12 protein-coding genes are annotated in these 13,540 nt (G+C 67.2%); 7 read left to right on the top strand and 5 right to left on the bottom strand.

What is annotated here, in order from left to right; genetic code table 11:
- Positions 1 to 34 precede the first annotated feature (34 nt).
- Positions 35 to 526 (top strand): hypothetical protein, encoded by a 492-nt coding sequence (locus AB0M24_RS45380; RefSeq protein ID WP_363780988.1) that lies wholly within the window; start codon positions 35 to 37, stop codon positions 524 to 526.
- Here AB0M24_RS45380 and AB0M24_RS45375 read toward each other — a convergent pair.
- On the bottom strand, positions 471 to 1,076 hold the full coding sequence (locus tag AB0M24_RS45375; RefSeq protein WP_363780986.1) for a DUF2238 domain-containing protein: 606 nt from the start codon (positions 1,074 to 1,076) through the stop codon (positions 471 to 473). The two genes, AB0M24_RS45380 and AB0M24_RS45375, sit on opposite strands and share 56 nt — an antisense overlap.
- A gap of 73 nt (positions 1,077 to 1,149) precedes the next feature.
- On the opposite strand from AB0M24_RS45375, the gene AB0M24_RS45370 reads away from it, so the two are divergent.
- Together AB0M24_RS45370 and AB0M24_RS45365 are read left to right on the top strand one after the other, a co-directional pair.
- Positions 1,150 to 1,707 carry a helix-turn-helix domain-containing protein gene (locus AB0M24_RS45370; protein WP_363780984.1) on the top strand — a complete coding sequence of 186 codons (558 nt, stop codon included), beginning with the start codon at positions 1,150 to 1,152 and terminating at the stop codon, positions 1,705 to 1,707.
- 274 nt (positions 1,708 to 1,981) lie between these two features.
- Entirely contained in the window at positions 1,982 to 4,174 is a 2,193-nt protein-coding gene (locus AB0M24_RS45365; protein WP_363780982.1) for a glycosyl hydrolase family 28 protein, read from the top strand.
- Here the strand turns inward: AB0M24_RS45365 and AB0M24_RS45360 are convergent.
- The 3 genes from AB0M24_RS45360 to AB0M24_RS45350 all read right to left on the bottom strand — a co-directional run bounded on the left by AB0M24_RS45360 (position 4,167) and on the right by AB0M24_RS45350 (position 7,942).
- Positions 4,167 to 6,452, bottom strand: coding sequence for an FdhF/YdeP family oxidoreductase (locus AB0M24_RS45360; protein WP_363780980.1), 2,286 nt, complete (start codon positions 6,450 to 6,452; stop codon positions 4,167 to 4,169). The two genes, AB0M24_RS45365 and AB0M24_RS45360, sit on opposite strands and share 8 nt — an antisense overlap.
- Before the next feature lie 148 nt (positions 6,453 to 6,600).
- Positions 6,601 to 7,488, bottom strand: coding sequence for a hypothetical protein (locus AB0M24_RS45355; protein ID WP_363780978.1), 888 nt, complete (start codon positions 7,486 to 7,488; stop codon positions 6,601 to 6,603).
- Between the two features lies 1 nt (position 7,489).
- The gene (locus AB0M24_RS45350) at positions 7,490 to 7,942 is read right to left on the bottom strand and encodes a hypothetical protein (protein ID WP_363780976.1); all 453 of its coding nucleotides are present in this window, start codon (positions 7,940 to 7,942) and stop codon (positions 7,490 to 7,492) included.
- An 85-nt stretch (positions 7,943 to 8,027) separates the two neighbouring features.
- Here AB0M24_RS45350 and AB0M24_RS45345 point away from each other — a divergent pair, with 85 nt between their 5' ends.
- Genes AB0M24_RS45345 through AB0M24_RS45335 form a run of 3 tightly spaced genes read left to right on the top strand, consistent with a single transcriptional unit; the run spans position 8,028 to position 12,392 of the window.
- Complete coding sequence (locus AB0M24_RS45345; RefSeq protein ID WP_363780975.1) at positions 8,028 to 10,655, top strand: valine--tRNA ligase; 2,628 nt, start codon at positions 8,028 to 8,030, stop codon at positions 10,653 to 10,655.
- 4 nt (positions 10,656 to 10,659) lie between these two features.
- Entirely contained in the window at positions 10,660 to 11,997 is a 1,338-nt protein-coding gene (locus tag AB0M24_RS45340; protein WP_363780973.1) for a folylpolyglutamate synthase/dihydrofolate synthase family protein, read from the top strand.
- Entirely contained in the window at positions 11,994 to 12,392 is a 399-nt protein-coding gene (locus tag AB0M24_RS45335) for a DUF4233 domain-containing protein (RefSeq protein WP_363780971.1), read from the top strand. The genes AB0M24_RS45340 and AB0M24_RS45335 overlap by 4 nt, the downstream gene beginning before the upstream one ends.
- Before the next feature lies 1 nt (position 12,393).
- Here the strand turns inward: AB0M24_RS45335 and AB0M24_RS45330 are convergent, their stop codons facing one another.
- Complete coding sequence (locus AB0M24_RS45330) at positions 12,394 to 13,086, bottom strand: hypothetical protein (RefSeq protein ID WP_363780969.1); 693 nt, start codon at positions 13,084 to 13,086, stop codon at positions 12,394 to 12,396.
- 144 nt (positions 13,087 to 13,230) lie between these two features.
- On the opposite strand from AB0M24_RS45330, the gene AB0M24_RS45325 reads away from it, so the two are divergent.
- On the top strand, positions 13,231 to 13,536 hold the full coding sequence (locus tag AB0M24_RS45325) for a PE domain-containing protein (protein ID WP_363780967.1): 306 nt from the start codon (positions 13,231 to 13,233) through the stop codon (positions 13,534 to 13,536).
- The last annotated feature ends 4 nt before the right edge of the window (positions 13,537 to 13,540 follow it).

The following is a 13,540-nucleotide window of genomic DNA, read 5'->3' as shown; positions in this document are numbered from 1 at the left end:
ACGTAGGCCGTTATCTCTGGTTACAGTGGATTCCGTGGGGGACTTCTACGGGATCGCGGAGATCGCCGACGCCATGGGGCTCAGTCGGCAGCTGGTGACGGTGTGGCGCAAGCGCCGCTCGCACGGCATTCCGGAGCCGGACGCGGAGCTCGCGTCCGGCCCGATCTGGCGCAAGGAAACCGTCGAGCCGTGGATCGAGCGCACGCGCGGCCGCCTCGGTCTCGCGGGTGGCGCGGAGTCGGCCAGCCGCAGCCTTCGTCTGCGCACCTGCCGTCGTGTGCTGCGGCTCGCGGCGTTGATGCTGGAGGAGCCGCAACGGCCCCGCGTGCTCAACGAGGCCGCCGCTCAGCTGCGCGACCTGGCGCACGAGATCGACCAGACCGCGGACGACGTCGTCGGGGCGTTGCTGCGCGAACTGGTCGAGCCGGTGCGCAACCCGGACGAGTCGGCCGAACTGCTGCGCGTGCCGATCATCGAGTCGTTGCCGCTCGTGACCGCCGTAGCGCGAAACTCACCAGACTGGTGACCAAGGCGCCCAACGCGGCCAACGCCATGTCCGCGTGGGCGTCCCACATGTCGCCCTGCTGGCCGTTGTAGGCCTCGGCTGTTTCGGCGCCGAGCGTCATCGCGATCGCCCACTCCAGCAGCTCGTAGGCCGCGCTGGTCGCGAGCACGATCTCCAGCGAGCGCAACCACTTCTGTCGCAGCAAGGCGGTCAGGCACACGCCGTACGCGAAGTGCACGAGCCGGTCGAAGTGGTTGCGCTCCCACCCGAACACGTCCGACAGTCGCACGCCCAGGACGGCGTTCGTCCAGTCGTCGTACGGCACGAACGAGTAGATCCAGCGCGCCGCGATCGTGTGCAGCGCCAGGAAGAGCAGCGCCCACGCCCACTGCGCGGTGTCGAGGCGCTTGCGGAGCAACCACAGCGCGATCAGCGCCACGGCCGTCAGTGAGCTGTGAAGTGCCTGCTCGGCGGGCCACGGCGGGTTGATCCACGTGGCCACGACCAGTGCGCCGAACGCTCCCAGCAACCACAGCTGCCCCCGAGTCATGCGCACAGCTTGGCTGATCATGGCCGGTTTTATATCAGGATTTATATATCAAGGAACCTTGCTAAAGGTTTATTGAGATGGGTACCGTGGTGTCATGACCGACGGCTACGTTCGCGATCCCAAGGCGCTGCGGGCGCTCTCGCACCCGTTCCGCTGGAAGCTGCTCCACCTGCTCGGCGAGCGCGGGCCGCTCACGGCCACGCAGTGCTCGGAGCGGCTCGACGAGAGCGTGGCGAGCTGCTCCTACCACCTGAACATGCTGGCCAAGTACGGCTTCGTGGAGGAGGTGGAGGGTCCGGGCAGGCAGAAGCCGTGGCGGATCGCCCAGACCCGGCAGTCGATCTCGCCGGACGGACTCGACCCCGAGTCCGCGATGGCCGCCGAAGCAGCCGTGATGTCCTACCTGGACCAGGAGTTCGCGAGGCTGCGGGAGCGGCTGGCCACTCGCAAGCTGCTGCCGGATGAGTGGCGCGACTCGGTGGGGACGACCGGCAGCACCAAGTTCCTCAACGCGGACGAGCTCGCTGAGCTCAAGGGCGAGTTGGAAGCGTTGCTGGAGAAGTACCACGAGCGCGGTGAGGATCCATCGCTGCGGCCGGAGAACGCCCGGCCCGTCCGGATGTTCCTCGGCATCACCGTCGCCGAAGACTGATCAACTGACCGAACTGAGGGGATTCGTCATGTTGTCACACGACCAAGCGTTTGCTATCGCGAAGATGAGGCAGTCTGAGTTGGAGTCTGACGCCGAGGCTCGGCGACTCGTTCGCGCACCTGAGGAACCCGCCCGTGAGGCAAAGGGCGGCGTGGTCGCGTCGGGCCGTCGTCGCTGGAGGCTGTTCGGTCGCGTTCGACCGGCGTAGCGTGTGCACTCGCCGCCGCTGTAAAGGTTTTCACCACGTTTCAACCCATCCGAGGGGAGAACAAGGGTGTTCCGGAGACTCGGCGTGGCGGTGAGCGCGGCACTGTTGGGCATGGCAGTGCTGGCGGAACCCGCGCAGGCGGCGGAGTTCAACGTGAAGGACTACGGCGCCGTCGGCAACGGCAGCGCCAACGACACGGCGGCCATCGACAGGGCGATCACGGCGGCGAACGGTGCGGGTGGCGGCACGGTGAGGTTCCCGTCCGGCACCTACCGCTCGCCCAACTCGATCCACATGAAGAGCAACGTGACGCTGCAGCTCGACGCGGGCGCCACGATCATGGGCGCGAGCGGCAGCGGCTACGACAAGCCTGAGCCGAACCAGTGGGACGACTACCAGGACTACGGGCACAGCCACTTCCACAACGCCATGATCTGGGGCGACCGGCTGACCAACATCGGCTTCGTCGGCGCCGGCACCATCGACGGCGGCGGCGCGCTGATCACCGGCAACCCGAGCAGCGGTCAGGCCGACAAGATCATCTCGTTGACGCGCTGCGAGAACCTCACCGTCAGCGGCATCAAGCTGCGGCGTGGCGGGCACTTCGCGATGCTGATCAACGGCTGCCGCAACGTCGTCAGCGACCGGTTGACCATCGACACCGCGAGCGACCGCGACGGGTGGAACGTCATCAGCACCACCAACGTGACGATCACCAACGGCAACTTCGCGGGCAACGACGACGCGCTGGCGTTCAAGAGCGACTACGCCCTCGGGCAGAAGCTCAGCAACGGCAACGTGAAGGTCTACGACACCAAGCTCAGCGCGGGGTGTTGCAACGCGTTGATGTTCGGCTCGGAGACGTGCGGTGACTTCACCGGCTACGACTTCCAGCGGATCTCCATCAACGGCTCCAACAAGTCCGGTCTCGGGCTCGTGTCGATGGACGGCTCGGTGATCTCCGACGTGCACTACAAGGACATCACCGTCACCGGCGTCAAGTCGCCGATCATGCTGAAAGTCGGCGCTCGCAAGCGATGCGGGAACAGTCCCGGCGTCGGCACGATCAAGAACATCACCTACGACAACATCACGATCAACGGCGCGTCCGGCGGATTCAGCCCGACGATCATGGGTGACGTCGACGGTCACGTGACCGACGTGACGTTCAACAACGTGAAGATCAACGTGCCCGGCGGCAGCGGCACCATGTCGACCAACCCGCCGAGCAACGACCGCACCAACTACAACCCGAACAGCATCGGCACGCGGCCCGCGTACGGCTGGTACATCCGCTACGCCGACCGCATCAAGTTCCTGAACGGCAGCGGGGTCTCGTTCACGAACAACGACGGCAGGCCCGCCGTGATCACCGACAACTCGAGCGACATCACGTTCGACACGTTCGGCTTCGAGCGCGGCACGAACAGTCCGACCGACTTCCTCTTCCGCAACGTCAACGGGTTCTGCGTGCGGGCGAGTGGTTCGCCGCGGATCCAGAACACGTCGTCGACCGAGAAGTGCGGTGTCAGCAACGACTTCAGCCTCACCGTCGACCCGGCGGCGCGGACGATCCAGCCCGGCGAGACCGCGTCCTACGCGATCCGCACGGCCGCGACCGGCTCACCCGGCCCGATCGCGCTGGACGCGTCGAACGTCCCGCCCGGCACCGTGGTCCAGTTCAACCCGGCGACGGTCAACCCAGGCGACACGTCGGTGATGACAGTGGCGACTCTGCCGGACACCCCGGAAGGCACCTCGGACATCACCGTGACCGGCACGGCGGGCTCGATCACCAAGTCCGCCACCGCGAAGCTGACGATCGGGGACGCGCCGGACGAACTGGTGCTGAGCGCGCTTTCGGTCGCGGACACCGGGAACGCGGGGGACTGGTCGTTGCAGACCAACCTGCGCACCGGCGTCGCGCAGTACGGCGACCGCGACTTCACGTTCAGCGCGGTGCCGGCCGAGGTCGCGGGCGCGAAGTGGGTCCGCACCGCCAACGACTCGAAGTCGGCGACGCAGAACCCGTTGGCGCGCTTCACGATCAACCGCGACGCGGTGGTCTACGTCGCGGTCGACACGCGGCTCGGCAAACGTCCGTGGATGGACGCTTTGTGGCTGGACAGCGGGCTGCAGCTGGTCAACACCGAAGGGTCCCCGAAGACCTTCCGCCTGTACGCCAAGGGTTTCCCGGCGGGCGAGGTGCAACTGGGACCCAACGGTGGTGCGAGCAACTACAGCGTCATAGTCAAATAGCTTCCAGTCGCACGATCACCGACTTGGAAGTCGGCGTCCCCGAGGTGTCCGCCTTGGAGTCCAGCGGGATCAAGGGGTTCGCCTCGGGGAAGTACGTGGCCACGCATCCACGCGCGGTCGAGTAGGAGACGATCCGGAACGACTCGGCGCGGCGTTCCACAACGCCCGTCGGGTCGTCCTTCCACTCCGACACGATGTTCACCATCTGACCGTCTTTGAACCCCAGATCGGCAATGTCCTGAGGGTTCACGAACACCACGCGACGGCCGTCCTTCACGCCGCGGTAGCGGTCGTCCAGGCCGTAGATCGTGGTGTTGTACTGGTCGTGGCTGCGCAGCGTCTGCATCAGCAGGCGGCCGTCCGGCACCTCGATCACCGTCATCGGCGCCGCGGTGAAGTTCGCCTTGCCGGTCGCCGTCGCGAACTCCTGCTTGTCGCGCGGCGGGTGCGGCAGCACGAAACCGTCGGGCTGGCGCACGCGCGTGTTGTAGTCGGTGCAGCCCGGCACCACGCGCGAGATGTGCTCGCGGATGATGTCGTAGTCCTTCTCGAAGTCCTCCCAGGCAACGGGATGCGACGAGCCGAGCGTCTTGCGGGCGAGCCGGCAGACGATCGAGACCTCGGACAGCAGCTGGTCCGACGCGGGCGTCAACCGGCCTCGCGAGCGGTGCACGACCGACATCGAGTCCTCGACCGTCACGAACTGCTCACCCGAGTGCTGGACGTCGCTCTCGGTGCGGCCCAGCGCGGGCAGGATCAAAGCGGTGCGACCGTGGATCACGTGCGAGCGGTTGAGCTTCGTGGAGACGTGCACGGTCAGCGAGCACTGCTCCAGCGCCTTCTCGGTCACCGGGGTGTCCGGGGTGGCGCTGACGAAGTTGCCGCCCATCGCGATGAACACCTTGCCGCGGCCGTGGCGCATGGCGTTGATGGCGTCCACGGTGTCGAAGCCGTGCTTGCGCGGGACGGAGATGCTGAACTCGTTCTCCAGCGCCAGCAGGAACTTCTCGGGCATCTTCTCGTAGATGCCCATCGTGCGGTCGCCCTGCACGTTCGAGTGGCCGCGCACGGGGCACAGGCCGGCGCCGGGCTTGCCGATCATGCCGCGCAGGAACATGACGTTCGCGACCTCGCGGATCGTCGGCACGCTGTGCTTGTGCTGCGTCAGACCCATGGCCCAGCAGGCGATCGTGGCCTTCGAGTCGACGAACATGCCGGCGACGCGGGTGATCTGCTCGCGGGTCAGGCCGGTCGCGGTGAGCACGGCGTCCCAGTCGAGGTCCTTGACGTGCTCGGCGTAGGACTCGAAGCCGTGCGTCTTGGCGTTGATGAACTCGCGGTCGACCTTGTCCCACTCCAGCAACAGGTGCGCGATCGCCTGGAACAGCGCCTGGTCGCCGCCGACCTTGATCTGCACGAACTCGTCGCACAGCGCGGTGCCGCGACCGATGACGCCCGCGACGTTCTGCGGGTTCTTGAACCGCATCAGCCCGGCTTCCGGCAACGGGTTGACCGCGATGATCTTCGCGCCGTTCTTCTTGGCGTCCTCCAGCGCGGACAGCATCCGCGGGTGGTTCGTGCCGGGGTTCTGGCCGACGACCACGATCAGGTCGGCGAGCTCGAAGTCCTTGATCGACACCGAGCCCTTGCCGATGCCGATGGTCTCGTTGAGCGCGGCGCCCGACGACTCGTGGCACATGTTCGAGCAGTCCGGCAGGTTGTTGGTGCCGAACGAGCGGACCAGCAACTGGTAGAGGAACGCGGCCTCGTTGCTGGTGCGGCCGGACGTGTAGAAGATCGCCTCATCGGGTGAGGAGAGCGCGTTCAGCTCCTCCGCGATCAGCGTGAACGCGGCGTCCCAGCTGATCGGCGAGTAGTGCGTCGCACCCGGCTTGAGGACCATCGGCTCGGTGAGGCGACCCTGCTGCCCGAGCCAGTAGTCCGTCTTCGTCTGCAGGCTCTCGACGGAGTGCTCGGCGAAGAACTCCGGTCCGATGCGTCGCTTGGTGGCTTCCTCGGCGACGGCCTTGGCGCCGTTCTCGCAGAACTCCGCCATCTTGCGGTGACCCTGCGGCTCCGGCCAGGCGCAACCGGGACAGTCGAAACCTTCACGCTGGTTGAGCAGGCGCAACGTCTTGACGGTCCGGCTGACACCCATCTGCTCGACCGCGCGGTCGAGCGACACGAGCACGCCGGGAATGCCCGCCGCCCATGTCTTGGGAGTGCTGACTTCGAGCGCGGACTCGTCGACGTCGTGCTGCGGGGGCTTGCTGCTCATACGTCCATTGTTCGCTGATCGACGTCGGCGCCGCCAGCGCCCCCGAAGAACGCGGCGGCGTCGTCGTCACGGGCCCCAAGGGGTTAGACGGTCCGTGACGGCTAATTGTGATCGCCGTCACCTCTGTGCGGCACCTCTGAAAGAGTGATCACTTGCAGCCGTCGTCGGTCGGCATCGGCGCGTTGGAGGCGAACCACTCCTCGGTCGAGCGGTCGCTGGTCTTGCCGGCCGGCTTCGGCTTCTCGGTGAAGGCCGGTGCGAGGTAGCCCTCCTCGGCCGCCTTGCACGCCATCAGATACGTGTAGCCGTCGATCTTCACGACCCAGAGCCCTTCCTCCGTGAGCACGAAGTCGGCGTCGGACCGCACCATCGCGAGCAGCTCGGTCTGCTCGACCAAGGAGTCCTTCCTGTCGCCCGGATCGAACGCGTAGGCGAACCGGTAGCTGGTGTGCACGAGCGGGCGGCCGTCCGCGTCCCGGTCGGCCCACATCCGCCCGTCGACCCTGACCGGCACGGGCAGCAGCGTCGTGCCCTCCTTGATGCTGGTCCACAGCACGGTGTCCTTGATGGGCTCGAAGTGCGCGCGGTTGTCCGGCGCCAGCATCGAGAGCAACGGCTCGCGGTTGCGTTCGACGACCACGGCCCGGTCGAGGTGCCCGGCCATGACGGCCTTGCGCGCGGCCTCGTAGAGCGCCGTGTACTCCGGGTTCTGGTCGGGCGCGACGATGCCCTTCTCGCCCTCGGCCCACTGCTCGGCCGGCGTGCGGGCGAACGGGTTCTCGGTGTCGACCCCGTGGTAGGCGGCGGGCAGCTTCATCTCCGGCAGCGACACCTCGCCGAACTTGCCGGCTTTGTGGAGACCGAACAGCACCGCGCCGATGACGACCAGCGCGATCAGGGACACGACCTTGCCGCCGTGCCGGCGCAGGCGCGCCTGTCTGCGCTGCCTGCGGATGTCCCGCTTGGCGAGTTTGTTCGCCTTGCGGATCCAGGCCGCGTCCTTCAGGTCCGGGTGGTCCTCGAGGTCGTACGGCATTTCATCCCCCAGGTCTTTCAGTGGTCGTCGCGGCGAGGACCGTCAAGCCGTCGTCCCGCAGCTGGAAGTCGGCCTGCGCTGTCAGGAACACCACGCTCGGGGAGCCGTCCGGGTTGTCCAGCGCGTATGCGAACCGGTAGTCGGTCATCACGACGAGCCGGTCGTGCTGGTCGGTCGCCTCGAACATCGATCCGCTCACCCGCACCTCGCGCGGCTTCCGCAGCGTGACCAGCGACGGCAGCAGCGCGTCGCGGCCGAAGACCCTCCGCGACTCGGGTGCGACGAAGTCCAGGAACGCCGCCGGGTCGCAGTCGACACGCGCCAGGACCAGCGCCCGCCGCACGGCCAGGTACGCCGGGTCGTCGGTCAGCGGCTCGATGCCGGCCGCGCCCCGAGCCCAGCCGACGGCCTCGGTGCCCGCGAAAAGATCTTGGATTCCCCCAGGTGGTGCCACGGTTCGGGGATGCTACGTCGCCCGGAGCCCGTTAGCAGGTATCTCGGTTTAAGTCGATACCCGGCGCTCCGTAGACTTGACAGCTGTGACTGAACTCGACACCGCAACCCAGCGTCCTGACCTCCCCGCCGCGTGGACTCCGGCGGAGGTAGAGGCGGAGCTGTACCAGCGGTGGGTCGACCGGGGCTACTTCACGGCGGACCCGAACAGCGACAAGCCGCCGTTCACCATCGTGCTGCCGCCGCCGAACGTCAACGGCAGCCTGCACATGGGCCACGCCCTGAACCACTCGGTCATGGACGCGCTGACCAGGCGCCGCCGCATGCAGGGCTACGAGGTCCTGTGGCTGCCGGGCACCGACCACGCGGGCATCGCGACGCAGAACGCCGTCGAGCGGGCGCTCGCGGGTGAAGGCCTGTCGCGGCACGACCTCGGGCGCGAGAAGTTCGTCGAGCGCGTCTGGGAGTGGCGCGAGGAGGTCGGCGGCAAGATCCTCGGCCAGATGCGCCGCCTCGGTGACGGCGTCGACTGGACGCGCACCCGGTTCACCATGGACGAGGGCCTGTCGCGCGCCGTCCAGACGATCTTCAAGAAGATGTTCGACGACGGCCTGATCTACCAGGCGGAGCGGATCATCAACTGGTGCCCGCGCTGCCAGACGGCGTTGTCGGACATCGAGGTCGACCACAGCGACGACGACGGCGAGCTCGTCTCGATCCGCTACGGCGAGGGTGAGAACTCGATCGTCGTCGCGACCACGCGCGCCGAGACGATGCTCGGGGACACCGCGGTCGCCGTCCACCCGGACGACGAGCGCTACCAGCACCTCATCGGCACCGAGGTCGAACTGCCGCTGACCGGCCGCAAGATCCCGATCGTCGCGGACGAGCACGTCGACCCGAAGTTCGGCACGGGCGCCGTCAAGGTCACGCCCGCGCACGACCCGAACGACTTCGAGATCGGGCAGCGCCACAACCTGCCCAACCTGACGATCATGGATGAGCGCGCCACGATCACCGCGCACGGCCCGTTCTTCGGGCTCGACCGGTTCGAGGCGCGTCCGGCGATCGTCGCCGCGTTGCGCGCCGAGGGCCGGATCGTCGCGGAGAAGCGCCCGTACGTCCACGCGGTCGGCCACTGCTCCCGCTGCGACACGGTCGTCGAGCCGCGGCTGTCCCTGCAGTGGTGGGTCAAGGTCGAGGGCATCGCGGCGGCGGCTTCGGCGGCGGTGCGCGACGGCCGCACCAAGATCCACCCGGCCGAGCTGAACAAGCGCTACTTCGACTGGACCGACAACCTGCACGACTGGTGCATCTCGCGCCAGCTGTGGTGGGGCCACCGGATTCCGGTCTGGTACGGGCCGAACGGCGAGGTCGTCTGCGTCGGACCGGATGACGAGGCGCCGACGGGTGAGGGCTGGCGTCAGGACGAGGACGTCCTCGACACCTGGTTCTCCTCTGGTCTGTGGCCGTTCTCGACCTTGGGCTGGCCGGACGAGACCGAGGACCTCAAGAAGTTCTATCCCACCACGGTTCTGTCGACCGGCTACGACATCCTGTTCTTCTGGGTCGTCCGGATGATGATGTTCGGCCTGTACGCGATGGGCGAGGTCCAGCCGTTCGACCACGTCTTCCTGCACGGCCTGGTTCGTGACCAGTACGGCAAGAAGATGTCGAAGTCCAAGGGCAACGGCATCGACCCGCTGGAGTGGATGGACCGCTACGGCGCCGACGCGACGCGCTTCACGTTGCTGCGCGGGGCGAACCCCGGTTCGGACCTCGCGGTCGCGGAGGAGTGGGCCGCCGGGGCGCGCAGCTTCACCACGAAGCTGTGGAACGCCACGCGGTTCGCTTTGTCCAACGGTGCAACGGTTTCTCGCCCGCTGCCGGATCGTTCCGAACTCACGGCCGCGGACCGCTGGATCCTGGACACCCTCGACGAACTCGTGTCCACTGTGGACTCGAACTTCGAGGCGTTCCAGTTCTCCCGCGGCTGCGACGCGCTCTACCGCTTCACGTGGGACGAGTTCTGCGACTGGTACCTGGAGATCGCGAAGGTCCAGATCGCGGAAGGCCGCGTCGAGGCCACGCAGTCGGTGCTGGGTCACGTCCTCGACGTCCTGCTGCGCCTGCTGCACCCGTCGATCCCGTTCATCACCGAGACGCTGTGGACCGCGCTGACCGGCGAGGAGTCGCTCGTCGTCGCGGAGTGGCCCAAGCCGGTCGGCGGGGAGCGGGATGAGGATGCCCGCGCGCAGATCGAGGGTCTGAAGAAGTTGATCAGCGAGATCCGCCGGTTCCGTTCCGAGCAGGGCCTCAAGCCGGGGCAGAAGGTCGCGGGCAAGGTCCGCGGCGCGTGCTGCGTCGGCCTGATCGACCAGGTGCCGTCGGTGCGCTCGATCACGCGCCTGACCGAGCCGGGCGACGAGTTCACCGTCTCCGCGACGCTGGAGGTCGGTCTGCCCAAGGGCGCGGTGAAGGTCGAGCTGGACCTGTCCGGCGCGATCGACGTCGTGGCCGAGCGCAAGCGCCTCGAGAAGGACCTGGCGGCGGCGCAGAAGGAGCTCGACGGCACGACGAAGAAGCTGGGCAACGAGGCGTTCCTCGCCAAGGCGCCCGCGGACGTCCGCGCCAAGATCGAAGAGCGCAAGGCCGCCGCCGAGTCCGACATCACCCGCATCAACGAGCGCCTCGCGGCGTTGCCGGAGGCGTAGTTCCGTGGAAACGAACCTCGACGAGTTCCTCGACGTCGAGAACGAGCTCAACCAGCGGTGGCCCGAGACCAAGCTCGAGCCGTCGCTGGACCGGATCAAGGCGCTGGCGCACGTGCTCGGCGACCCGCAGACGAACTACCCCGTGGTTCAGCTGACGGGCACCAACGGCAAGACGTCGACGTCCCGCATGACCGATGCGCTGTTCACGCGCATCGGTCTGCGGACCGGCCGCTACACGAGCCCGCACCTGCAGCTCGCGACCGAGCGGATCAGCCTCGACAACCAGCCGATCGCGCCCGAGCGGTACGTCGAGGTCTACCGCGACATCGAGCCGTACCTCGCGATGGTCGACTCGCAGTCCGAGATCCCGCTGAGCAAGTTCGAGGTGCTCACCGGCATGGCCTACGCGGCCTTCGCGGACGCGCCCGTCGACGTCGCCGTCGTCGAGGTCGGCATGGGCGGCACGTGGGACGCGACCTCGATCATGGACGCGAAGATCGCCGTGCTGACGCCGATCGGCCTCGACCACACCGAGTACCTCGGCACGCGCGTCGAGGACATCGCGCGCGAGAAGGCCGGCATCATCAAGCCGGACTCGGTGGCGATCGTCGCCGAGCAGGGCCCCGAGGCGATGAAGGTCATCCTCGAACGCGTGGCCGAGGTCGACGCGATGATCGCCCGCTTCGGCAGCGAGTTCGGCGTCGTCTCGCGCTCGGTCGCGGTCGGCGGCCAGATGATCACGTTGCAGGGCCTCGGCGGCGTCTACGAGGACATCTTCCTTCCGCTGCACGGCGAACACCAGGCAGCCAACGCCGCTCTGGCACTGGCGTCGGTGGAGGCGTTCTTCGGTGCCGGTGCCGATCGTCAGCTCGACGTGGAGATGGTTCGCGAAGGTTTCGCCTCGGTCATCACGCCAGGCCGCCTGGAGCGCGTCCGCTCCGCCCCCAACGTCTTCGTCGATGCCGCGCACAACCCGCACGGCGCCGCCGCACTGGCTCGCGCGTTGGACTCGGAGTTCGGCTTCCGCAAGCTCGTCGCGGTCGTCGCCGTCATGTCCGACAAGGACGCCGAGGGCATCCTCTCCGCCCTGGAACCGGTCGTGCAGGAGCTGGTGATCACCACCAACTCGTCCCCGCGCGCCATGGACCCGGACGTGCTCGCCGGCATCGCCGTCCCGATCTTCGGCGAGGACCGCTTCGAAGTCCGTCCGCGCCTCGCCGACGCCATCGAGGAAGCCATCCACCTCACCGAGGACGAGCTGTCCGGCGGCGGCGTGATCGTCACCGGTTCCGTCGTCACCGCGGGCGAGGCCCGTGCCCTGTTCGGAAAGGAGCCGGCATGACCACCGAGCCAGCCCCTTTGAAGAAGGACCCGCTGAAGGCCTTCCGCGGCATCATGGCCGGCACGCTGATCCTCGAGGTCATCGTCGTGGGCCTGGCCCTGCCGGTGATCGCCAAACTGCACGGCGGCGTGGGCACCCTGGTCGGCTGGGTGGCGTTCGGCTTCATCGCGGTGTTCATCGCGATGTGCGCCTTCGTCCGCCGCCCGTGGGCCATCCCCGCGGTAGTCGCGCTGCACGTGCTCCTGATCGCCACCTGGATCCTGCTGCCCGCGCTGGGCGTGATCGGCGTGATCTTCGGCCTGGTCTGGATCTACATGCTGTGGCTGCGCAAGGACCTGCTCAAGCGCATGGCCGAAGGCCGCCTTCCCGCGCAGCAACAACAGCAGCAGTCCTAGCTCACGTCCGGTCGTAAGCCATCAACGCGTCGGCCGCGACCAGCACCCGCCGATCAGCGTCGTCGTAGTCAGCGGTGAACGGGGTCCTGGAGTCACTGCTCCGGCGCAGGTCGACGCTCCACGCCGAGCCGTGGCCCGGGATCTCGATCGTGTAGGAGGCCTGGTCCGACCCCGTGAACCGCTGCCACTCGGTGCGCACGGCCTTGCGCCCCTTCACCTGAGTGACCGTGCCCAGCGGGTTCGGCTCCACGAACCAGTCGTACGAGGCATTTCCGGGCTCGTACGGCGACAGATAAATACTCAGAGTGTTGTTGAGGCCGGTCTTCCTGCTGACCGCAATTTGGCAATAGAACTTGCTGGACACCACCCGGATGACGTCTTTCGTACCCAGAACTTTCTCGGCGACATCGTCACTGATGGCGGCACACCAGTAATACGGACCCCACTGCACACCCTTACCCACGCCCGCTTCCTCGGCGTTGATCGGCAGCACCAACGCGAAGCCGTGCGGTTCGGGCGCGGTCCACGCGACACACGACTCCGGATCACCCGTGAGCACGTTCTCGCAGTTCCCCTGCGGCCCGACGGCAGGCGTCGGCGGCTTGATCTTGGCCGGAACAGCTTTCGGTTCCACCGACGAACACGAGGCGAGCAGCATTGCGGCGCTGACGAAAAGCGCCAATGAACGAAGCATGCAGCACTTCGTACCCTCACTTGTCGCAATGTCGTGGTGACACTTCGCCTTGTTCACCCGATCGTGCCGTGAAGCCCGGACAAGGCCCCTGACCCGGCGCTATGCTGCTTAACGCACGAATCTGCGTGGGGAAGGGTACTGGGGATGAGCGGGACCAAGGTCGACCTCGAGACACTGCGCGCTGCCATCAAGGAGTACGAGTCCATCTACCTCGACCTCGAGAAGGCACACCTCGCCGGCGAGGAGCTGGTGAGGGTCGAGGCCGCTGGGCTCGACATGCCGAGCAAGGTCTACAACAACTGGGCGGTCACCTCTGGCGACGCGCACCAGAAGTCGAACGAGCAGCTGCGCAAGACGCTCAAGACCCGCATCGAGAACCTCAGGGCCACGCTCACCCAGTACGAGCAGACAGAGCACGGCAACCAGGCAAACCTCAAGCCGAAGGACTGAGCAG

Source organism: Lentzea sp. NPDC051838, from assembly GCF_040681245.1.
In the GTDB taxonomy this organism is placed as follows: Bacteria; Actinomycetota; Actinomycetes; order Mycobacteriales; family Pseudonocardiaceae; genus Lentzea.
This window is presented reverse-complemented; position numbering and strand designations above follow the sequence as displayed.